This window comes from Pseudomonas sp. PHC1, from assembly GCF_046487845.1.
In the GTDB taxonomy this organism is placed as follows: domain Bacteria; phylum Pseudomonadota; class Gammaproteobacteria; order Pseudomonadales; family Pseudomonadaceae; genus Aquipseudomonas; species Aquipseudomonas sputi.
Map to the genome: position 1 here is coordinate 359,714 of NZ_JBJXHJ010000002.1, position 22,075 is coordinate 381,788.

The following is a 22,075-nucleotide window of genomic DNA, read 5'->3' on the forward strand; positions in this document are numbered from 1 at the left end:
TCGTCATGAATCTGAAAAGAATTGAAACCTTCTTTTCTAATACCCTTTAGGAATTGAACCCCGTATTTACAGGCTCGCGTGCTCCCCATGCGAACCTGCCGGTCAATTTCTGAAGGGTATTGAACCACCCTGCCTAGAGCGATTTGCGCTGACGTAATCCAGAAACATTTCCATCACAACAACAGCCAACCCGCGCAATATCCGGATCAATTGTTACAGTTTGTGTATCGTGGATATTTCTTTCACGCACAACGCAGCCGCCGACTTGCCGGATTGACCTGGCTCGGTGCAGCCATCGTGTTCAGTGATGTTGAATCAGGAGAAGAGCTGCAGAAAACGGCTGGGTGGGGAGCTTGCGGCCTGCATCTGCTGCCCCACAGCCTGATGAGTCAAAGCGTCTTTTCGAAGATCTTCGAATTGCGCTGATAGTTATAGAGAGAAGCCCGCGCCGCCGGCAGGCGTTCGACGCTGCTCGGTTCGAAGCCACGCTCGCGGAACCAGTGGGCGGTGCGGGTGGTGAGAACGAACAGGGTTTTCAGGCCTTGCGCCCGGGCACGGGTCTCGATGCGTTCGAGCAGTTCGTCGCCGCGACCGCCATGACGGTATTCCGGGTTCACGGCCAGGCACGCCAGCTCGCCGGCATCCGAATCGGCAATCTGATACAGCGCCGCACAGGCGATGATCATCCCTTCACGCTCGACCACGCTGAACTGCTCGATCTCGCGCTCCAGCACTTCACGGGAACGGCGCACCAGAATGCCCTGCTCCTCCAGCGGACTGATCAGGTCAAGCAAACCGCCGACGTCTTCAATCGCCGCCTCGCGCACCAGTTCGAATTGCTCCTGGGCCACCAGCGTACCGCCGCCGTCGCGGGTGAACAGTTCAGTCAGCAGCGCGCCGTCCTCGGCATAACTGACGATATGGCTGCGCGCCACGCCGCCTCGACAGGCTTCGGCGGCGGCATCCAACAGTTCCGCCTGATAGTTGCTGCCCAGACGCTGCAAATGTGCCGGCACCTGTTGCGGACGCAGCTCGCGCACCAGTTTGCCGTTTTCGTCGATCAGACCGAGGTCGGCACCGAACAGCAGCAGCTTGTCGGCCCCCAGATCGATGGCGGCGCGGGTGGCGACATCTTCACAGGCCAGGTTGAAGATCTCACCGGTCGGCGAATACCCCAGCGGCGACAGCAATACGATGGAGCGCTCGTCGAGCAGGCGGTTGATGCCTTTGCGGTCGACCCGGCGCACTTCGCCGGTGTGGTGATAGTCGACACCTTCCAGCACGCCGATCGGTCGTGCCGTCACGAGGTTGCCGCTGGCGACCCGCAGGCGCGAGCCCTGCATCGGCGACGAAGCCATGTCCATCGACAGCCGCGCTTCGATGGCGATGCGCAGCTGGCCGACCGCGTCGATCACGCACTCCAGCGTCGCGGCATCGGTGATGCGCATGCCATGGTGGTAATGCGGGGTCAGGCCACGGGCGGCGAGGCGAGTTTCGATCTGTGGACGGGAACCGTGAACCAGCACCAGCCGCACGCCGAGGCTGTGCAGCAGCACGATGTCATGGACGATATTGCCGAAGTTCGGATGCTCCACGCCGTCGCCCGGAAGCATGACGACGAAGGTGCAATCGCGGTGAGCATTGATATAAGGAGACGCGTGGCGAAGCCAATTGACGTATTCGGGCATGAACCTGGGCCTGTAATAAATAGCAGCCGGAAAAGGGGCGAAACGGAAAACGCACAGCGGGCTGATGGTTATCGTCGGAACAGGCTTGGCGACACGCGCGCTCTCCTCATGAATACGGGTGGATGGGTGGGCAATTTATACAGTTTTGAGACAGTAATGTTCGATCAACTGCCGCAATAGATGCACGGTAGGCTTCAAACGTGACATTTCGAGGTACTCGCCCGGTTGGTGCGCACAGGCGATGTCGCCGGGGCCGAGCACGATGGTTTCGCAGCCAAGACGCTGAAGATAAGGCGCTTCGGTGCCGAACGCTACCGCTTCGGCCGTGTGGCCGGTGAGTTTTTCGGCAATTCGCACCAGCTCCGCGTCCTCGGCCTGCTCGAACGACGGCACCTCGGGAAACAGTGGCGCGTAATCGATCTTCACTTTATGCCGTTCGGCGACCGGGTTGAGCTTGCGCAGAATGTCGTTGCGCAAGACCTTGGGATCCATCCCCGGCAGCGGCCGCAGGTCGAACTCCAGCGAACACTGGCCGCAAATGCGGTTGGGGTTGTCGCCGCCGTGGATGCAGCCGAAGTTCATGGTCGGCTGCGGCACGCTGAACTGCGGGTTGTTGAATTCGCGTTGCCACAGCAGGCGCAGGCCACGCAGTTCGCCGATGGCGTCGTGCATCGCTTCGAGGGCGCTGTGTCCCAGACGCGGATCCGACGAATGGCCGCTCTGCCCGAGGATATCGATGCGCTCCATCATGATGCCCTTGTGCATGCGGATCGGCTTGAGCCCGGTCGGCTCGCCGATCACCGCCGCCCGGCCCAGTGGACGCCCCGCCTCGGCCAGCGCCCGGGCGCCGGACATCGAGCTTTCTTCATCACAGGTGGCGAGGATCAGCAGCGGTTGCCTGAACGGCTGGTCGAGCAACGGTTGCACGGCTTCAATGATCAGGGCGAAGAAGCCCTTCATGTCACAACTGCCGAGACCGACCCAGCGTCCGTCGACTTCCGTGAGTTTCAGTGGATCGGTTTTCCACAACGCATCGTCGTACGGCACCGTGTCGCTGTGCCCTGCCAGCACCAACCCGCCGGGGCCACTGCCAAAGCTGGCGAGCAGGTTGAATTTGCCGGGGCTGACCTGCTGGATGTCGCAACTGAAACCGAGGTCGCCAAGCCAACCCGCCAGCAGATCGATCACCGCCCGGTTGGACTGGTCGAGGCGCGGTTGGGTGCAACTGACCGACGGCGCAGCGATCAGTGCAGCGAACTGGTCTTGCATGGACGGCAAAGGCATCGCTGACTCCAACTCCCGGATTGAAGTCCATCATAGAACCATCCGGCGCCGAGAATAAACCGCCGCAAAGCGTAGGAAGGTTCAGTCCTGTACACTGCACGGCCTTGGCAGCCACACATTCCCCCGGCTGCGCTCCCGATCCTGGATTTTCCGGCCATGCAGAAAGAAACCGAAATCAAACTCCGCGTCAGCCGCGAAACCCTCGCCGCCCTGCGCGAGCACCCTCTCCTGAAAAAACGCAACAAAAGTGGCTGGGAACGCCGTGAGTTGATGAATCAGTATTTCGACACGCCTGAGCGTGACCTGGCCCGGGCCAAGGTTGCCCTGCGCCTGCGCAAGGACGGCGAAGAGGTGATTCAGACCCTCAAGACCCGTGGCCAGAGCGTCGCCGGCCTGTCCGAGCGTAACGAGTACGACTGGAACCTGCCCAAAGCCAGGCTCGACGTGAAGAAACTCGACGGCGAATGCTGGCCCGAGTCCCTTGCCGACCTGGACAAGAAAACCCTGAAGCCGATCTTCACCACCGACTTCGTCCGCGAGCGCGCCGAAATCGCCTGGGGCCGTGGCAAGACCAAAGTGGTCATCGAAGCCGCGCTGGACCTGGGCCATGTGGTGGTCGGCAAGCAGAAAGAAGAAATCTGCGAGCTGGAACTGGAACTGCGCGAAGGCGAGCCTGCCGCACTGCTGGAGCTGGCCGCCGAGCTGGCCGAAACCCTGGCCCTGATGCCGTGCGACATCAGCAAGGCCGAGCGCGGTTATCGCCTGTACGACGCCAACAGCTACTCGCTGAGCCTGCCGGCGCCGGCCATCACCGCTGAAACCCCGCTGGACGACGCCTTCGCCGCCCTGGCCTGGCACTTGCTCGGCAGCAGTCAGCGTCTGGCCGAACAGTATCGCTTCAACGGTCACTGGCGCCTGCTGCAGGACTGGGTCGAGAACCTTGCGGAAATGCGCGCCCTGCTGAGCAGCCTCGGCCAGGCCGCACCGCGTCAGTCGACCCACGACTTGCGCGTGGCACTGGATGCGCTGCTGGAAGACTGGCGTCCGCTGGTACAGGTCGGCATCGAAGACGAAGACGTGCGCAAAGCCGCGCCGGAACAGTTCCTCGAAGAGCTGGAAGACCCGCGCTGGGGCCTGTTCTCGCTGAACGCTTCGCGCTGGTTGCTGGCCCGTACCTGGACGGCTGACCGCAACACCCGTGGCAATCGCCAGGGTGCTGCGCAGTTGCAAAGCTGGCTGCCGCGCCTGTTGGGCGAAGAAGCCACTTCGCTGCAATTGCAGCGTTATCAGCAGCAGCCGGAAGATCTGGCCGAGCAACTGCCGCGCATCGAACGCATCCAGGTCTGGCTGCACCACGCGCGCAACGTGCTGGAGATCCCGGAAATGGATCGCCTGTACGGCGAGCTGAACAAACTGGCGCAACTGGCCAATGAGCCGACCATCACCGACGAACTGCTCGATGCACGCAAGCATCAGGCGATTGCGGTGTATCAGAATCGCGCCTGGAAAATGCTGCTGCGCATGTAATCCCCGCTAAAGATCGTTCCCACGTCAAGGCGTCGAACCGTCTGCGTGGGAACGATCATCAAATCAGCGCAATACCGGCAGGCTTGTCGTGGACTTGATCTCCGACAGCGCGACGATCGAGTTCACTTCCTGAATCCCCGGCACCAGCGACAGTTTCTCGAAGAAGAACCGCTCATACGCCTCGATGTCCGCCGCGACGATCCGCAGCAGGAAATCCACCGCACCCATCAGCACATAACACTCCAGCACTTCCGGAAAGCCGCGAATCGCCTCGGTGAACTCAGTGAAGTTCGAACGGCCGTGGGCGTTGAGTTTGATCTCGGCGAAGATCTGCGTGTTCAGGCCAATCTTCTTGCGATCGAGCAAGGTCACCTGACCACGAATGATCCCCTCCTCCTTCATCCGCTGAATCCGTCGCCAGCATGGCGACTGCGACAGGCCTACCTGTTCGGCGATCTGTGCGCTGGACAAGGAAGCGTCCTCTTGCAGCAGGGCGAGAATGCGCCGGTCATAACTGTCCAGCTCGCTGTGCATAAATAATCCTCAAAATCAGCCAATGCCGAATTGATATACCCGACCAATCGCGCAAGAAGCTCATCTTAGACAAGAAATGCCCGGCATCGAATGTAAAAATTCCTCCACTGATTCCGGAGACCTGCCATGCCACACCTCGAAGCCGTCAACACCCCCGCGCCCCGTGCCGATGTGTGGAACGCCAGCAACGCCCATTGCCTTGCGCAGTACCAGATCCTGGCCGAAGCCGAGCCGGATTTGCTGGTGCGGGTGCTGAACCTGTTCGCCTTGCAGTGCCTTACCCCGGAACAGGTCAATGTCCAGCGGCTCGACGACCTGCTGTCGATCGACATCGTCATGAGCGGCCTGAGCTGGCACCGCGCCCAGGTGATCGCGGAAAAACTTCGTAACCTGATCAGCGTCTGCTCGGTGAACCTGCAAAACCCCGAGGCGGCGTGGGATGCGCCGGCGCAGGCGGCCGGCTGACAAAAACCGAAACGTCTTCGTCGGGTAGTGGCCCAACGGTCGGCGGGGCCACGACTATCCTTTGCGCACTGTCGTTCAAAAGGAGCCCGCATGTCCGTTCAACTCGCCGCTCAGGACCGCTGGCTGGATCTCAATGAGGTACTGCGTGAACTGGTCGCCCAGGGTTTCATCTGCCAGGACTCGGCCGAACAGGCGCTGAATGCCCGGCGTCGGCATGCCGCCCACGGCCAGAAACACCCGCTGGAATTCATCGCCAGCCAGCAGCTGGACGATCTCAGCCGTCCGGGCAAACACCTCGATCTGGAAAGCCTGACCCTGTGGCTGGCGCAACAGGCCGGCCAGCCGTACCTGCGGATCGATCCGCTGAAGATCAACGTCGCCGCCATCACGCCGCTGATGTCCTATGCCTTTGCGCAGCGCCACAAGATCCTCGCGGTGTCGGTCGACCGCGACGCGGTGACCGTGGCCAGCGCCCAGCCCTACGTCAGCGGCTGGGAAGCCGATCTGACTCACGTGCTGAAACTGCCGATCAAGCGAGTGGTGGCCAACCCGGCGGACATTCAGCGATTCAGCGTCGAATTCTTTCGCCTCGCCAAATCGGTCAGCGGCGCCAGCAATGCCGATGCGCAGAACGGCAACCTCGGCAACTTCGAACAACTGCTCAACCTCGGCGCCAGTGATCAGGAGCCCGACGCCAACGACGCGCACATCGTCAACATCGTCGATTGGCTGTTCCAGTACGCCTTCCAGCAGCGGGCCAGCGATATCCACATTGAACCCCGACGCGAGCAAGGCACGGTGCGTTTTCGCATCGATGGCGTGCTGCACAACGTCTATCAATTTCCGCCACAGGTGACGATGGCCATCGTCAGTCGCCTGAAAAGCCTTGGCCGGATGAACGTCGCCGAGAAGCGCAAGCCCCAGGACGGCCGGGTCAAGACCAAGACCCCGGACGGCGGCGAGGTCGAGCTGCGGCTATCAACGCTGCCCACCGCGTTCGGCGAAAAAATGGTGATGCGGATCTTCGACCCGGAGGTGCTGCTCAAGGATTTCGATCAGCTCGGGTTTTCAGCTGACGATCTGCGCCGCTGGCAGGACATGACCCGCCAGCCCAACGGCATCATTCTCGTCACCGGCCCGACCGGTTCCGGCAAGACCACCACGCTGTACACCACGCTGAAAAAACTGGCGACGCCGGAGGTCAACCTCTGCACCATCGAAGACCCGATCGAGATGGTCGAGCCGGCCTTCAACCAGATGCAGGTCCAGCACAACATCGACCTGACGTTCGCCGCCGGCGTGCGCGCGCTGATGCGACAGGACCCGGACATCATCATGATTGGCGAGATCCGCGACCTGGAAACCGCCGAAATGGCGATCCAGGCGGCATTGACCGGGCACCTGGTGCTCTCGACCCTGCACACCAATGACGCACCAAGCGCCATCAGTCGTCTGCTGGAGCTCGGCGTGCCGCATTACCTGATCAAGGCCACCGTCCTCGGTGTGATGGCGCAACGACTGGTGCGAACCCTGTGCCCGCACTGCAAGGCGCCGCTGACGCTGGACGAAGAAGACTGGCAAACCCTGACCCGGCCATGGCAGGCGCCGCTGCCGGGCAATGCGCAACGGGCCATCGGTTGCCTGGAATGCCGTGACACCGGTTATCACGGTCGCGCCGGGGTCTACGAAATCATGCAACTGACCGACAGCCTCAAGGCCTTGATCAGCCCTGACACCGATCTGACGGCGATCCGTCGGCAGGCATTCAAGGAAGGCATGCGCAGCCTGCGCCTGTCCGGCGCGCAGAAAGTCGCGGCCGGGCTGACAACGCTTGAAGAAGTATTGCGGGTGACACCACAGAGCGAGCAGAAATAGCCTCTCACGGAACCGGATCGGCGAAACGACGATCCAACCCGTTATTCAACACCAGTGGAGTCACCCAACATGCGTCTCAAACTTGCTGTCGCCACCCTTGCCCTGCTGTCTCTACCCGTCGGTTCGGCAATGGCCGACAGCTTTTGGCGTAACGTCATTTCGTCCGGCGCCACCACCGGCTCGACCTACCTGACCTTCAAGGATCACAAACTGATCGTTGCCGCCCAGGACGACGCCGGCAGCTTCGTCGCCAGCGATGGCGGTATCCGTGGCCCGTACCTGGAAGCCGCGATGCAGAAAGTCCGCGCCGACAACCCGGGCCTGCAGGCAACGGACATGGAACTGGCGAACGCGATTCTGGCGAAGAACGCCGTGGCGTCGGAATAACTTTCCGGACAGACAAAAATGCCGCTCACACGAGCGGCATTTTTTTGTCCGCTGATCAGCGGTAATCGTCCACCGGCACGCAGGCGCAGAACAGGTTGCGGTCGCCGTAGACGTTATCGACCCGGTTCACTGCCGGCCAATACTTGTGCGCTTGGGTGTGTGCATCCGGCGTGATGCCCTGTTCGATGCTGTACGGCCGCTCCCACACGCCGGTGATATCGGCCAGGGTGTGCGGCGCCCGTTTGAGCGGGTTGTCTTCGGCTGGCCAGTTGCCGTTCTGTACCTCGGTGATTTCTGCGCGGATGCTCAGCATGGCGCCGATGAAGCGATCCAGTTCGGCCTTGGACTCGCTCTCGGTCGGTTCGACCATCAAGGTGCCCGGCACCGGGAACGACATGGTCGGCGCGTGGAAACCGTAATCCATCAGGCGCTTGGCGACGTCCTCTTCGCTGATGCCGGTGGCGGCCTTGAGCGGCCGCAGATCCAGAATGCACTCGTGGGCGACCCGCTCGTTGCGCCCGGTGTACAGAACGGGGAAAGCACCCGAAAGGTGCTGCGCCAGGTAATTCGCCGCCAGAATCGCCACCTCGCTGGCGTCCGCCAATTGCGGCCCCATCATCGCGATGTACATCCAGCTGATCGGCAGAATGCTCGCACTGCCCCACGGGGCGGCGCTGACCGCTCCGTTCTGCGGTTGCGGCCCGTCGATCGGAATCACCGGATGGTTGGCAACGAACGGCGCCAGATGTGCGCGCACGCCAATCGGCCCCATGCCCGGCCCGCCCCCGCCGTGGGGAATGCAGAAAGTTTTGTGCAGGTTCATGTGTGACACGTCGGCGCCGATGTCCGCCGGCCGCGCCAGCCCGACCTGAGCGTTGAGGTTGGCGCCGTCCATGTACACCTGGCCGCCGTGTTTGTGGATAACTTCGCAGATTTCGCTGATGCCTTCCTCGTACACGCCGTGGGTCGACGGGTAGGTCGCCATCAGGCACGACAGCTTGGCCCCGGCCTCGGACGCCTTGGCTTTCAAATCCTCCAGATCAACGTTGCCGGCGTCGTCGCACTCGACAATCACCACGCGCATCCCGGCCATCTGCGCCGAGGCCGGGTTGGTGCCGTGGGCCGAGGAAGGAATCAGGCAGATATCCCGCCCGCCCTGCTGTCGGCTTTCGTGATATTTGCGGATTGCCAGCAGCCCGGCGTACTCGCCCTGGGCGCCGGAATTGGGCTGCATGCAGATCGCATCGAACCCGGTGATCGCGCACAGCCAGCGCTCCAGCTCTTCGATCATCAGCGTGTAACCGACAGCCTGCTCCCGGGGCACGAACGGGTGCAGGTTGGCGAATTGCGGCCAGGTGATCGGGATCATTTCGCTGGTGGCGTTGAGTTTCATGGTGCAGGAGCCCAGCGGGATCATCGACTGGTTGAGCGCCAGATCCTTGTTTTCCAGCTGTTTGAGATAACGCAGCATCTCGGTTTCGCTGTGGTGGGCGTTGAACACCGGGTGGCGCAGGTACGGCGTGCTGCGCTGCAGCGTGTCGGGAATACCGGAGGTCAGCGTTTCAGCGTCGAGATCATCGACGCTCAACCCGTGATCGGCGCCCAGCAGCACATCGAACAGTTTGGCCACAGTGTTTTCATCACAGGTCTCGTCGAGGCTCAGACCCAGTTGGCCACGACCGAGAATGCGCAGGTTGATCTGCGCGGCCCGGGCGCTTTCGATGATCGCGGTTTGCGCCCCGCCCACGTCCAGCGTCAGGGTGTCGAAGAAGTGTCGGTTGAGGCGCTGGATGCCATGGCGCTCAAGCCCGGCGGCGAGAATGCAGGTCAGCCGGTGCACGCGCTGGGCGATTCGTTTCAGTCCTTCCGGGCCGTGATAGACCGCATAGAAACTGGCGATGTTGGCCAGCAACACCTGGGCGGTGCAGATGTTCGAATTGGCCTTCTCCCGACGAATATGCTGCTCGCGGGTTTGCAGGGCCATGCGCAGCGCGACGTTGCCACGGGCATCTTTCGACACGCCGATGATCCGCCCGGGAATCGCCCGTTTGTATTCCTCGCGGCTGGCAAAAAACGCCGCGTGCGGGCCGCCGTAACCCATCGGCACGCCGAAGCGCTGGGATGAGCCGAACACCACGTCCGCACCCAGTTCGCCCGGCGGGGTCAGCAACAACAGACTGAGCAGGTCGGCCGCCACGCAGGCCAGTGCTTGCTGCGCGTGCAGGTGATCGATAAGCGGCCGCAGGTCACGGACTTCGCCGTGGGTGTCGGGGTATTGCAGCAGCGCGCCGAACACCTGGTGCTGCTTCAAGTTATCCACAGCGTCGACGATCAGCTCAAAGCCGAAGCCTTCGGCGCGGGTCTGCACCACGGAAAGGGTTTGTGGATGACAGTTTTCGTCAACAAAGAACAGATTGCTTTTCGACTTCGCCACCCGCTTGGCCAGGGCCATGGCTTCCGCCGCCGCGGTGGCTTCATCGAGCAGCGAAGCGTTGGCCAATTCAAGGCCGGTGAGGTCGATGGTCAGTTGCTGAAAGTTGAGCAACGCTTCGAGCCGGCCTTGGGCGATTTCCGGTTGGTAAGGCGTGTAGGCGGTGTACCAGCCGGGATTTTCCAGCACGTTGCGCAGGATGACGGTCGGCGTCAGGGTGCCGTGGTAGCCCATGCCGATCAGGCTGGTCCAGACCTGATTCTGTTCGGCATAGCCGCGCAGTTTGGCCAGCGCTGCCTGCTCGTCCAGCGCCGGTGGCAGGTCCAGCTCGCGGTTGAGGCGAATGCCCGGCGGCACGGTCTGCTCGATCAGTTCGACCCGGCTGCCGAGGCCGAGGCTGTCGAGCATCGCCTGCTGCTCGGCGGCATCGGGGCCGAGGTGGCGGCGCAGAAAGGCATGGGGATCGCGTAACTGGCTCAGGGATGGCAACTGGGACATGACGGGCTCTCTCTTGGCTGGCGGCTCGGCGTCAATGCAACACGGTCAAACCAGCATAGCAGCCACCCCGACGGCAAAAGTCCCGGGCAGAAAAAAGCCCCGACGGGTCGGGGCTTTGGGGCCTGGCGTGCAGCTTATTCGCCGATGGCAGCCTTGTAGGCGGCCGCGTCGAGCAGCTTGTCCAGTTCGGCCTTGTCGCTTGGCTTGAGCTTGAAGATCCACGCGGCGTACGGATCGTTGTTCAGCTCTTCGGGCGAACCGGCCAGCTCTTCGTTGACCGCAATCACTTCGCCACCAACCGGGGAATAGATGTCGGAAGCAGCCTTGACCGACTCGACAACACCGGCGGCATCACCGGCAGCGAACACCTTGCCCACTTCTGCCAGCTCGACAAACACCACATCACCCAACGCTTCTTGGGCGTGATCGCTGATGCCCACGGTGACGGTGCCGTCGGCTTCCAGGCGCGCCCATTCATGACTTTCGGCAAAACGCAGGTCGGCGGGGATATTGCTCATGTTCTGTGTCCTCAGGAAATAGGTCAGCGGTCGTGCCCGCCGGAAAAGGTTAGATCAAGGTTTTGCCATGGCGTACGAAGGTCGGTTTGACCACCCGTACCGGGTACCACTTGCCACGGATTTCCACTTCGGCGCGGTCGGCAGTCGCCATCGGCACACGCGCCAGGGCAATCGACTTGCTAAGCGTAGGAGAGAAACTACCACTGGTGATCTCCCCTTCGCCAACATCGGCGATACGAACCACCTGATGAGCCCGCAAAACCCCGCGTTCCTCAAGCACCAGGCCGACCAGTTTGTGCTGCACACCGGCGGTTTTTTCCGCTTCCAGCGCGTCGCGACCGATGAACCGGCGCGTGGCCGGCTCCCAGGCGATGCTCCAGGCCATGTTCGAGGCCAGTGGCGAAACCTCCTGGTGGATGTCCTGACCGTAGAGGTTCATGCCGGCTTCGACCCGCAGCGTGTCGCGCGCACCGAGACCGATGGGGGAAATGCCGGCGCCCACCAGATCGTTGAAAAACCCGGGGGCCTGATCGGCCGGCAGGGCGATTTCCAGACCGTCCTCGCCGGTGTAACCGGTGCGCGCAATGAACCAGTCGCCGTCGACGTGGCCTTCGAAAGGCTTGAGCATCTGGATCAGGTTGGCTCGGGACTGAGTCACCAGTTCGGCAATCTTGTGCCGGGCATGGGGGCCTTGGATGGCGAGCATCGCCAGCTCGAAGCGTTCGTGCATTTGCACATCGAAACTGCCCAGCTGTGCCTGCATCCAGGCCAGGTCCTGATCGCGGGTGGAGGCGTTGACCACCAGACGATAACCGGCTTCAAGGCGGTAGACGATCATGTCGTCGACGATGCCGCCGCGCTCGTTGAGCATGGTGCTGTACAACGCACGGCCGGGGCTGTGCAGGCGTTCGACGTCATTGGCCAGCAAATGCTGGAGCCAGGCCTTGGCCTGGGGGCCGCTGACATCGATCACGGTCATGTGGGAAACATCGAATACCCCGCAATCGCGGCGCACCTGATGGTGCTCCTCGACTTGCGAGCCGTAATGCAGGGGCATGTCCCAACCGCCAAAATCGACCATCTTCGCGCCGAGGGCGAGATGCAGGTCATACAGAGGCGTACGCTGTCCCATGGGTTTCTCCTTCCGGGCGTGGCGAAGGTGCGGAGCGCTGCTGCACGGATCGGAAAGCCCTGTATCAAAGGGCCTTCAGCCGATTTCAGCGACAGGGTCTGTCAGACGGACCGCACCGAATGCCGCGCATTGTAGCCGCATGATTCAGGACTGACGACTAAGTGTTGCGGTGCGCCGAACGACGGATCAGTCCGATGACCGGCAACAGACCGACCAGCACTAACGTCAGCGCCGGCAACGACGCCCTCGCCCATTCGCCTTCGCTGGTCATTTCGAAGATCCGCACCGCCAGCGTGTCCCAGCCAAACGGGCGCATCAGCAGGGTCGCGGGCATTTCCTTGAGCACATCGACGAACACCAGCAACGCAGCGCTGAGCGTGCCGGGCAGCAACAGCGGCAGATACACTTTGAAAAACAGTCGCGGACCGCTGACACCCAGGCTACGTGCCGCTTCAGGCAAAGAGGACCGTATACGCGCCAGACTGCTTTCCAGTGGTCCATAAGCCACCGCCACGAACCGCACCAGATACGCCAGCAGCAACGCTGCCAGACTGCCCAGCAGCAGCGGCTTGCCCGCACCACCGAGCCAGCCGGACAGCGGAATCACCAGCTCCCGATCCAGATAACTGAACGCGAGCATGATCGACACCGCCAGCACCGAACCCGGCAAGGCATAACCGAGATTGGCCAGACCGACCGCAGAGTTGATCGTCCGGGTGGGCGCCAGCCGCCGGGCGAACACCAGCAACATCGCCACGCTGACTGTGATCAAGGCTGCCATGCCGCCCAGATACAAGGTGTGGAGAATCAGCCCGGCGTAGCGCTCATCCAGGTCGAAGCGCCCGCGCTGCCAGAACCATACCCCCAGTTGCAGCACCGGAATGACAAACGCACAGGCGAACACCAGACCGCACCAGCCGGTCGCCGCCCAGGCCTTGGGCCCGCGCAGGTGGTACAGCGCCTTGATCCGTGGCCGCTCGTTGCTTGCCCGGTTCGCCCCACGGGCACGGCGCTCGCCATACAGCACCAGCATCACCACCAGCAGCAACAGACTGGCCAGTTGCGCGGCACTGGGCAGGCTGAAGAAGCCGTACCAGGTCTTGTAGATCGCGGTGGTGAAGGTATCGAAGTTGAACACCGACACCGCGCCGAAATCCGCCAGGGTTTCCATCAGCGCCAGCGCCACGCCGGCACCGATCGCCGGTCGCGCCATCGGCAACGCCACGCGCCAGAATGCTTGCCACGGTGACTGGCCGAGCACTCGTGCGGCTTCCATCAGGCCTTTGCCCTGCGCGAGAAACGCGGTGCGCGCCAGCAGGTAAACGTAGGGGTAGAACACCAGCACCAGCACCAGAATCACGCCGCCGGTAGAACGCACTCGCGGCAGGCGCAGGCCGGCGCCGAACCATTCGCGCAGCAGGGTCTGCACGGGGCCTGCGAAGTCCAGCAGGCCGACGAAGACGAACGCCAGCACGTAGGCCGGGATGGCGAACGGCAGCATCAGCGCCCAGTCGAGCCAGCGCCTACCGGGGAATTCGCAGAGGCTGGTGAGCCAGGCCAGGCTCACGCCGATCAGCGTTACCCCCACGCCAACGCCGAGAACCAGCGTCAGGGTGTTGCCCAGCAGACGCGGCATCTGGGTTTCCCACAGGTGCGACCAGATCTGGTGATCGATGGTTTGCCATGAGAGCAGGAGGACGCTGAGGGGGAGCAGCACCAACGCGGCGATGGTGAAGACGATGGGGTACCAGCGGCGTTGGGCGGGGTGGGCCAAGGAAACAGTCTCGTTCAAATGATTGTGCCCACGCTCTGCGTGGGCACACATTCTGTGACGTTCTGCGTCACGCTGTCGATGATGCGACGCAGAGCGTCGGGGGCTGCATTCCCACGCAGACGGTTCGACGCCTCAACGTGGGAACGATCAAACAGTGCTGTCAGGAAAGACTCAGTTCCAACCCGCCCGATCCATCATCCGGATCGCTTCGGCCTGGCGCTTGCCTGCCACCTCAACCGGCAAAGTATCAGCCACGAACTGCCCCCAAGCCGCCACTTCTTCCGAAGGCTTCACCGCCGGATTCGCCGGGAACTCCTGGTTCACATCGGCAAAGATCTTTTGCGCCTCAGGCGTGGTCATCCACTCGACCAGCGCCTTGGCCGCTTCCGGATGCGGCGCATGCTTGGTCAGGCCGATGCCCGACAGGTTGACGTGCACCCCGCGATCCGCCTGGTTCGGCCAGAACAGTTTCACCGGCAGTTCCGGCTTCTGCTTGTGCAGGCGGCCGTAATAGTAAGTGTTGACGATGCCGACATCGCACTGACCGGCGTTGATTGCTTCCAGCACCGCGACGTCGTCGGAGAACACGTCGGTGGACAGGTTGTTGACCCAGCCTTTGAGGATTTTCTCGGTTTTCTCGGCGCCATGCACTTCGATCATGGTGGCGGTCAGGGACTGGTTGTAGACCTTTTTCGCCGTGCGCAGGCACAGGCGGCCTTCCCAGTTCTTGTCGGCCAGCGCTTCGTAGGTGGTCAGCTCGCCCGGTTTCACTCGTTCAGTGGAGTAGGCGATGGTTCGCGCACGCAGGCTCAGGCCGGTCCAGGCGTGGGTCGAAGAACGGTATTGCAGAGGGATGTTGGCGTCGATGGTTTTCGAGGTGAATGGCTGGAGAATGCCCATCTGCTCGGCCTGCCAGAGGTTGCCGGCATCGACGGTCAGCAGCAGGTCGGCGGAGGCGTTCTCGCCCTCGGCCTTGATCCGCTGCATCAGCGGCGCTTCCTTGTCGGTGATGAACTTGATCTTCACCCCGGTCCTGGCGGTGTAGGCATCGAACACCGGTTTGATCAGCTCATCGATACGCGAGGAGTAGACCACCACCTCGTCAGCGGCCTGGGCGGCAGTGCTGCCGATCAGGGTCAGGGCCAGTGCGGTCAGAACTCGCTTGGATGCCAACATGGGAGCGGTCTCTCGTTCGGGAAAAGTGGTCCAAATGATAAGGACTCACATTTACCTTCTCAATCGAACACTTTCCCAAGGAGTTACCAGATGTTGCACGACATTGGTCAGGCCTTGGCGAGCGCAGGTAAGTCGCCGGTCAGCCCCAATGCTTCACGCACAAACAACGCCTTGGCCTCGGGCATCTGCTCGACGATTTTCAGTCCGGTGTTGCGCAGCCAGCGCAGCGGCAGCGGATCAGCCTGGAACAACCGCTCAAAGCCTTCCATAGCGGCCATCAGCGCCAGGTTGTGCGGCATGCGCCGACGCTCGTAGCGGCTCAGGACCTTCACATCCGCCAGTCGTTCGCCGCGTTCGTTGGCTTGCAGCAGCACTTCAGCCAGCACTGCGGCGTCGAGGAAGCCAAGGTTCACACCCTGCCCCGCCAACGGGTGAATGGTGTGCGCGGCATCGCCGATCAGCGCCAGGCCTTCGGCCACGTAGCGCTTGGCGTGGCGTTGACGCAGCGGCACGCACAGACGCGGATCGGCGCTGATAACCTCGCCGAGGCAGCCTTCGAACGCGCGCTCCAGCTCGCGGCAGAAATCCGCGTCATTCAGCGCCATCAACCGTTCGGCTTCGCTCGGCGTGGTCGACCAGACGATCGAGCACCAGTCCTGCTGGCCGTCACGCTCCAGCGGCAGAAACGCCAGCGGCCCATGATCGGTGAAACGCTGCCACGCGGTCATCCGGTGCGGCTTGCTGCTGCGCACGCTGGTGACGATGGCGTGGTGCAGGTAATCCCACTCGCGGGTGGCGACGCCAGTCAGACGGCGCACGGCGGAATTGGCGCCGTCTGCCGCGATCACCAAGGGCGCGCGCAATGTGCGGCCGTCAGCCAGGGTCAGCAGCCAGTCCTCACCGGAGCGACGCATCTGCTCCAGCCGCGCGTTGGCCAGCAGGCCCAGGTCGCAATCGTGCAGGCGGTCGAGCAAGGCATCCTGGACCACGCGGTTTTCGACGATGTGCCCAAGCACATCGGCGTGCACGCTGCTGGCCGAGAAGTGAATCTGGCCGGTGCCGCTGCCGTCCCAGACATGCATGTCGGTGTAAGGGCTGCTGCGTCGGTTGACGATGCCGTCCCACACGCCGAGGCGATCGAGGATCCGCTGGCTGGCCGCCGACAGTGCGCTCACCCGTGGCTCGAACGGCGCGTCGCCATTGAACGGTTTGACGCTCAACGGGCTGCCGTCGAGCAGCAGGACTTCCAGCCCGCTGCCCTGCAACGCCAGCGCCAAAGCGCTGCCGACCATTCCGGCTCCGACAATCAGCACATCCGCGCGCATTTCCATGCTTTAAGCCTGTCTCGCTGGCGGCTTGAGCCGCACGTAAAGGGTTTTACCGACCCGCGCCACCAGATTGCCGGCGCCGTCATGAATGTCGACCTGCAACTGCGGCAGGTATTTCTCGCCACTGGCGGTCTGCCGACGGATCTCGTCGAGCAGGGTGTCGTCGATGTTGAATCGGGCAAACACCGGGCCTTTGCCCGGCGATATGAAATCAATGTCGGCGGCCTTGTCCCAGACGATGTACCGCGAGCCGAGATTCTCCATGAGCATCAACATGAAGAACGGATCGACCATCGAATACAGACTGCCGCCAAACTGGGTGCCGACGTAATTGCGGTTGTACCAGCCCAGGCCCATCGAGACCTGGATGTCACGAAAGTCATCGCTGATGTGCCTGACCCGGACACCGGCGCCGAAATACGGCGGGTAGAACGTCATGATCCAGCGCATCAGCCGCGCCTTGCCGAACCGTCTGATCAGCCACTCACGCATCCGGCCGCGTCCCCAGCCCCATGGCCTGGCGGGCGAACCAGCGTTTGGCCGGCGGCAGCAGATCGAGGCCGAGCAGGCCGATATTGCGCCCCAGCGATACCAGCGGCTGGGTGCTGCCGAACAGGCGCGTGACCTGATCGGAGAATCCGACGGTGAGGTCCTGATCGAGGCGCTGGCGCTCGCGATAGGCCTGCAACGTGGCGAAATCCCCCAGCGGTTTGTCGCTGCCCAGCAGCGCCGCGGCCAGCGCATCGGCATCGCGCAGGGACAGGTTGAAACCCTGACCGGCAATCGGATGCAGGCTGTGGGCGGCGTTGCCGAGAACGGCCAGATGCGAACGCACCTGTTCTTCGGCCTCCACCAGCGACAGCGGGTACAGATGCCGCGCACCCACCTGCTTCAGGGTGCCGAGGCGGTAGCCGAACACGCCTTGCAGCTCGCTGAGGAAATCACGCTCGCTCAGGTCCGCCAGCCGTTGCGCGTCCATGCCCAGACGGGTCCAGACCAGCGCGCAGCGGTTTTCCGGCAGCGGCAGCAGCGCCATCGGGCCTTCGTCGGTGAAGCGCTCGAAGGCCATGCCGTTGTGCGCTTCGCTCGGGGTGATGTTGGCGATCAGCGCACTCTGGTTGTACGGGCGCTTGCGCACGTTGATGCCTAACTGCTCGCGCAGACCGGAACGGCCGCCATCGGCGAGCACCGCCAGATCGCATTCGACCGTGGTTTCATCGTTGAGGGTCAGGCGGTAGCCGTCGGGCAGCGGCTCCATGCGGGAGACTTCCGCCGGGCAGCGCCAGCTGATTACGTCTTTGTCGAGGTGCTGCCACAGGCACTGGCCGAGCCAGGCGTTTTCCACCACATAGCCGAGCGCCGGGACGCCCTCTTCCATCGCCGAGAGACGAGCGGTGGAAAAGCGTCCACGGTCGGACACATGAATCTGTTTGATCGGCTCGGCGCGGCGGGAGATTTCCTGCCACACGCCCAGCCGCTGATAAATCTGCCGTGAACCGAAAGACAGCGCCGAGGAACGCGCGTCGTAGCTTGGCTGCCAGGTGTCACCGGGGGCGAACGGTTCGATCAGCACGATCTTCCAGCCACGGGCCTTGGCCCCGGCCTGCAACGCCAACGCCAGACTGGCGCCGACCAGACCGCCACCGATGATTGCCAGATTGACCCGACTCATGCCGCGCAGGTCCGTGCTTGCGCCATCAGGGCTTCGATCTCGGCGACGGTTTTCGGCACGCCGCCGGTCAGGATTTCACAACCGCTCTTGGTCACTACCACGTCATCCTCGATGCGCACGCCAATGCCGCGCCATTTCTTCGCTACGTTCTGATTGTCCGGGGCGATGTAGATGCCCGGCTCCACGGTCAGCGCCATGCCAACTTCCAGCACCCGCCATTCGCCGCCGACCTTGTATTCGCCGACGTCATGCACATCCATGCCCAGCCAGTGGCCGGCGCGGTGCATGTAAAACGCCTTATAGGCCTCGGAGGCAATCAACTCGTCGACTTCGCCCTGCAACAAACCCAGCTTCACCAGTCCGGCGGTGATCACCCGAACCGTGGCTTCGTGCGCCTGGTTCCAGTGCTTGTTCGGGGCGATTTCGGCGAACGCGGCTTCCTGCGAGGCCAATACCAATTCATAGATCGCTTTCTGTTCGGCGGAAAACTTGCCGTTGACCGGCCAGGTACGGGTGATGTCGCTGGCGTAGCAGTCGATTTCGCAACCGGCGTCGATCAGCACCAGATCGCCGTCCTTGAGCAGCGCGTCATTCTGCTGGTAATGCAGGATGCAGCTGTTGCGTCCGGCAGCGACGATCGAACCGTAGGCCGGCATCTTCGCCCCGCCCTTGCGGAACTCGTAATCCAGTTCGGCTTCGAGGCTGTACTCGTACAGCCCGGCCCGGCTGGCCTGCATCGCCCGGATGTGGGCCTGGGCGGAAATCCGCGCCGCTTCGCGCATCACCTTCACTTCTGCCGCCGATTTATACAGGCGCATGTCGTGCAGCAGGTGATCCAGCGCAACGAATTCGTTCGGCGGCTGGGCGCCGAGGTGCGCCTTGGAGCGGATCACGTTGATCCAGTCCATCAGATGGCGGTCGAACTCCGGGTTGCTGCCCATGGCCGAATACACCCGGTCGCGGCCTTCGATCAGGCCCGGCAGGATGTCGTCGATATCGGTAATGGGGAAGGCGTCGTCGGCGCCGAAATCGCGGATCGCGCCTTCCTGGCCGGCGCGCAGCCCGTCCCAGAGTTCGCGTTCGGCGTTGCGTTCACGGCAGAACAGCACGTACTCGCCGTGCTCACGACCGGGCATCAGGACGATGACCGCCTGCGGTTCGGGGAAACCGCTGAGGTACTGGAAATCACTGTCCTGGCGATAGACATGCTCGACATCGCGGTTGCGAATGGCGACCGCGGCGGCCGGCAGGATCGCGATGCTGTTGGGTTCCATCTGCGCCATCAGCGCCTTGCGGCGCCGGGCGTATTCCGCTTTCGGGATATGAATCATGGGCAGATGGCTTTCCCTGGCACGCGATCAGTGCAGCGACGGCTTGGCCGCTGGCGGCACGTCGGCCTTTTTGGTTTCGGAGAACAGCAGCAGCGGAGCGACACGCAGGTACTCCATGACTTCCATGTAGTCGCTTTCGCCGTCTTCGGATTCTTCCAGTGCGTCTTGCACCTGAGAGATCGCTGCCAGATCCTGCAACACCTCGGTAGCCTCGGTGCTCAGCATACTGCTGTCGCGGCAGTTCAGGCCGAAACCGGTAAGGAAGCCCTGGCACCATTCGCCCAGCGCGGCGGCGCGCTCGGCCAGAGGTGCATCATCGTTCGGCAGCAGCAGAACCACGGTGACGTCGTCGCCGGTGAGTTCGCTCTTGACCATTTCCTGCAGGCCGATCAGGGCGTTGCGGACGTTGTCCTGCGGCTCGCTTTCGAGCAGCTCGGCGGCATCGATCAGCCATTCTTCGGCATTGAAGCCGGCGCCGGCGCAACTGCGTCCCAGCAACAGGCCGTGCAGTTCGGCAGGCGAAACGGAGTGACCGCTGGAATTGAGCAGGGTGGCGAAGCCTTGGTACGGGGAATTCTGAATGGGCATGGGCAGCTAGGCGCCAGACGGCGCTATGTCTAGAATGAAGGCCTTGTATCCTACATCGACAGACTCGCCAAGACCATTAAAGGCTGTCCGCCAGCCAAACCCATCAGACCGAATCAGTGGACACAATGGAAGACACCGACCTGCAAGCGCTGATGGCCAGACTCGAACTGCTGATTACCCGAGTCGAGCAACTAAAGAGTCAAAATGCACTCTTAGTTGCTCAGGAAAAGACCTGGCGCGAGGAACGCGCGCACCTCATTGAAAAAAACGAAATCGCCCGGCGTAAGGTCGAATCGATGATTTCGCGCCTCAAGGCCCTGGAGCAAGACTCATGAGTTCAAGCAATAGCGTTACCGTGCAGATCCTCGACAAAGAATATTCGATCATCTGTCCCCAGGAAGAGCGCAGCAATCTGATCAGCGCCGCCCGCTACCTGGACGGCAAGATGCGCGAGATCCGCAGCAGCGGCAAAGTCATCGGCGCCGACCGCATCGCCGTGATGGCCGCGCTCAACATCACCCACGACCTCTTGCACAAAGAAGAGCGTCCGGACATCCAGGCCAGCGGTTCGACCCGTGAACAGGTGCGTGACTTGCTCGATCGTGTCGATCTGGTGCTGGCGACCGATCCGGACGTCACCAAGGGCTGATTCGCCAGGCCGCTTGAGTTATACTCGCCGCACTCCCTGGGGTGCTTGCCAGTTGACGATGTCCCTGAGCCGATTTGCACTACCCTGGGGGTTGCACGTTGGGCTGGTGTGCATGTCCGCCAGACGGAAAGCCTTAAAGCCTACTGCATCCTCCACCTTGAACTCTCGGGTTCAAGGGCTAAGTCGACAGCGGCTCATCCGGGGAGCCTGATTCGAATCCGATGCCGGTGCATGCCGGCATCGGATTTTTTATGCGTACGTTTTCGTCCCCATCCTGCCGAAGCCGAACCATGACCGAACCCGCGTTGCTGCCCCGCCCCCAACTGCGCCGCCTGCTGCGCAAGGCTCGCCGCTCCCTGACGCGAAGCGAGCAACGCCAGGCCGCCGAAGGCCTGTACAAACAACTGGCCCAAGACCCGCACTTTCGCCGGGCGAAACACGTTTCCCTGTACCTGCCCACCGACGGTGAAATCGACCCAAGCCTGTTGCTGCGCGCCGCCCAGCGTCGGGGCAAGAAAACCTACCTGCCAGTGCTCAGTGCCTGGCCACGGACCAAAATGGTCTTTCAGCAGATCCGCCCCGGCGAAAAGCTCAAACCCAACCGTTTCCGCATTCTTGAGCCGCGCGCCAATCTGGCCCGCCAGCGCAAGATCTGGGCGCTGGATCTGGTGTTGTTGCCACTGGTGGGGTTTGACGATGTCGGCGGGCGTCTGGGCATGGGCGGCGGATTCTACGACCGCAGCCTGGCCTACCTGGCCCGACGCCAGAACTGGCGCAAGCCGACGCTGTTGGGCCTGGCCCATGAATGTCAGAAAGTCGAACGATTGGCGCAGGCCAGCTGGGATGTACCGTTGCAAGGCACGGTCACGGACAAGGCGTGGTATTTCGCTAGATAGACGCCGCGCGGATCAGCGGCGTCGAAAAGGCAGTTTCAGCGTTTGAAGGCTGTCGACTGTTGTACTTGTTGCGCCACTTCAATCGGTGCATCGGCCTTGTTGGCCCACAGACTTTGCGCATAACCGGTGGTCACGACGCCCAGACCGAACAAAATTACCAAAGTCCACAGCAAATCCGGTTTGCGTTTCATCGATTGCCCCCCTCAAGGCACATCATCACGATGACAGCAGCGGTTTCCATTCGTAGGCCGTGCAGCAGCGTCAAGCTTTAAAGCCCGGCATTTTGCGACAACGTGAACCTCTGCGCAAATGCTGACGTCAA

At 62.4% G+C, this 22,075-nt stretch carries 21 protein-coding genes and 1 other RNA gene; 8 read left to right on the forward strand and 14 right to left on the reverse strand.

The genetic code is table 11. The features are described 5' to 3' along the window. Positions 1-389: 389 nt before the first annotated feature. Entirely contained in the window at positions 390-1,688 is a 1,299-nt protein-coding gene (argA, locus tag ACKJSM_RS04225) for an amino-acid N-acetyltransferase (RefSeq protein WP_064389470.1), read from the reverse strand. 135 nt (positions 1,689-1,823) lie between these two features. Further along, positions 1,824-2,972: an acetylornithine deacetylase gene (gene argE / locus ACKJSM_RS04230; RefSeq protein ID WP_410236699.1), complete on the reverse strand. Its 1,149-nt coding sequence runs from the start codon at positions 2,970-2,972 to the stop codon at positions 1,824-1,826. Between the two features lie 156 nt (positions 2,973-3,128). Here argE and ACKJSM_RS04235 point away from each other — a divergent pair, with 156 nt between their 5' ends. After that, positions 3,129-4,499, forward strand: coding sequence for an inorganic triphosphatase (locus ACKJSM_RS04235; protein ID WP_410236701.1), 1,371 nt, complete (start codon positions 3,129-3,131; stop codon positions 4,497-4,499). 63 nt (positions 4,500-4,562) lie between these two features. Here the strand turns inward: ACKJSM_RS04235 and ACKJSM_RS04240 are convergent, their stop codons facing one another. Then, on the reverse strand, positions 4,563-5,033 hold the full coding sequence (locus ACKJSM_RS04240) for an Lrp/AsnC family transcriptional regulator (protein WP_007951785.1): 471 nt from the start codon (positions 5,031-5,033) through the stop codon (positions 4,563-4,565). A gap of 126 nt (positions 5,034-5,159) precedes the next feature. Between ACKJSM_RS04240 and ACKJSM_RS04245 the strand changes: the two genes are divergently transcribed. From ACKJSM_RS04245 to ACKJSM_RS04255, 3 genes are all read left to right on the forward strand, one after another. Continuing rightward, positions 5,160-5,498, forward strand: a complete 339-nt coding sequence (locus tag ACKJSM_RS04245) for a hypothetical protein (protein ID WP_207984276.1) — start codon at positions 5,160-5,162, stop codon at positions 5,496-5,498. Positions 5,499-5,588: 90 nt separating this feature from the next. Then, on the forward strand, positions 5,589-7,373 hold the full coding sequence (locus ACKJSM_RS04250) for a GspE/PulE family protein (RefSeq protein ID WP_339486508.1): 1,785 nt from the start codon (positions 5,589-5,591) through the stop codon (positions 7,371-7,373). A gap of 69 nt (positions 7,374-7,442) precedes the next feature. Beyond that, positions 7,443-7,760, forward strand: coding sequence for a DUF2388 domain-containing protein (locus tag ACKJSM_RS04255; protein WP_007951791.1), 318 nt, complete (start codon positions 7,443-7,445; stop codon positions 7,758-7,760). Between the two features lie 55 nt (positions 7,761-7,815). Here the strand turns inward: ACKJSM_RS04255 and gcvP are convergent, their stop codons facing one another. The 10 genes from gcvP to ACKJSM_RS04305 all read right to left on the reverse strand — a co-directional run bounded on the left by gcvP (position 7,816) and on the right by ACKJSM_RS04305 (position 20,208). Further along, entirely contained in the window at positions 7,816-10,689 is a 2,874-nt protein-coding gene (gene gcvP / locus ACKJSM_RS04260) for an aminomethyl-transferring glycine dehydrogenase (RefSeq protein ID WP_410236703.1), read from the reverse strand. A gap of 134 nt (positions 10,690-10,823) precedes the next feature. Further along, on the reverse strand, positions 10,824-11,207 hold the full coding sequence (gene gcvH / locus ACKJSM_RS04265; RefSeq protein WP_410236705.1) for a glycine cleavage system protein GcvH: 384 nt from the start codon (positions 11,205-11,207) through the stop codon (positions 10,824-10,826). A gap of 49 nt (positions 11,208-11,256) precedes the next feature. Beyond that, a complete protein-coding gene (gene gcvT, locus ACKJSM_RS04270; RefSeq protein WP_410236706.1) occupies positions 11,257-12,339 on the reverse strand; it encodes a glycine cleavage system aminomethyltransferase GcvT in 1,083 nt (360 codons plus the stop codon). 157 nt (positions 12,340-12,496) lie between these two features. Continuing rightward, positions 12,497-14,113: an ABC transporter permease gene (locus tag ACKJSM_RS04275; RefSeq protein WP_410236708.1), complete on the reverse strand. Its 1,617-nt coding sequence runs from the start codon at positions 14,111-14,113 to the stop codon at positions 12,497-12,499. A 171-nt stretch (positions 14,114-14,284) separates the two neighbouring features. Then, entirely contained in the window at positions 14,285-15,289 is a 1,005-nt protein-coding gene (locus ACKJSM_RS04280; RefSeq protein WP_236178745.1) for an extracellular solute-binding protein, read from the reverse strand. 107 nt (positions 15,290-15,396) lie between these two features. Next, complete coding sequence (locus ACKJSM_RS04285) at positions 15,397-16,614, reverse strand: 2-octaprenyl-3-methyl-6-methoxy-1,4-benzoquinol hydroxylase (RefSeq protein ID WP_410236805.1); 1,218 nt, start codon at positions 16,612-16,614, stop codon at positions 15,397-15,399. A 9-nt stretch (positions 16,615-16,623) separates the two neighbouring features. Beyond that, entirely contained in the window at positions 16,624-17,109 is a 486-nt protein-coding gene (locus tag ACKJSM_RS04290) for a DUF4442 domain-containing protein (RefSeq protein ID WP_410236710.1), read from the reverse strand. Beyond that, positions 17,102-18,289 carry a 2-octaprenyl-6-methoxyphenyl hydroxylase gene (ubiH, locus tag ACKJSM_RS04295; RefSeq protein WP_236178743.1) on the reverse strand — a complete coding sequence of 396 codons (1,188 nt, stop codon included), beginning with the start codon at positions 18,287-18,289 and terminating at the stop codon, positions 17,102-17,104. The genes ACKJSM_RS04290 and ubiH overlap by 8 nt, the downstream gene beginning before the upstream one ends. Then, entirely contained in the window at positions 18,286-19,620 is a 1,335-nt protein-coding gene (gene pepP / locus ACKJSM_RS04300; protein ID WP_085696903.1) for a Xaa-Pro aminopeptidase, read from the reverse strand. Before pepP ends, ubiH begins: the two co-directional genes overlap by 4 nt. Positions 19,621-19,647: 27 nt before the next feature. Continuing rightward, on the reverse strand, positions 19,648-20,208 hold the full coding sequence (locus ACKJSM_RS04305; RefSeq protein ID WP_007951810.1) for a YecA family protein: 561 nt from the start codon (positions 20,206-20,208) through the stop codon (positions 19,648-19,650). A 125-nt stretch (positions 20,209-20,333) separates the two neighbouring features. On the opposite strand from ACKJSM_RS04305, the gene ACKJSM_RS04310 reads away from it, so the two are divergent. The 4 genes from ACKJSM_RS04310 to ACKJSM_RS04325 all read left to right on the forward strand — a co-directional run bounded on the left by ACKJSM_RS04310 (position 20,334) and on the right by ACKJSM_RS04325 (position 21,753). After that, positions 20,334-20,543, forward strand: a complete 210-nt coding sequence (locus ACKJSM_RS04310; protein ID WP_236178742.1) for a TIGR02449 family protein — start codon at positions 20,334-20,336, stop codon at positions 20,541-20,543. Then, complete coding sequence (locus ACKJSM_RS04315) at positions 20,540-20,857, forward strand: cell division protein ZapA (RefSeq protein ID WP_039765346.1); 318 nt, start codon at positions 20,540-20,542, stop codon at positions 20,855-20,857. Before ACKJSM_RS04310 ends, ACKJSM_RS04315 begins: the two co-directional genes overlap by 4 nt. 30 nt (positions 20,858-20,887) lie before the next feature. After that, positions 20,888-21,066, forward strand: a non-coding RNA gene (gene ssrS, locus ACKJSM_RS04320) — 6S RNA. A gap of 81 nt (positions 21,067-21,147) precedes the next feature. Beyond that, positions 21,148-21,753 (forward strand): 5-formyltetrahydrofolate cyclo-ligase, encoded by a 606-nt coding sequence (locus ACKJSM_RS04325; RefSeq protein WP_410236712.1) that lies wholly within the window; start codon positions 21,148-21,150, stop codon positions 21,751-21,753. A 35-nt stretch (positions 21,754-21,788) separates the two neighbouring features. Here the strand turns inward: ACKJSM_RS04325 and ACKJSM_RS04330 are convergent, their stop codons facing one another. Beyond that, the gene (locus ACKJSM_RS04330; RefSeq protein WP_007911192.1) at positions 21,789-21,944 is read right to left on the reverse strand and encodes a hypothetical protein; all 156 of its coding nucleotides are present in this window, start codon (positions 21,942-21,944) and stop codon (positions 21,789-21,791) included. Positions 21,945-22,075 lie beyond the last annotated feature (131 nt).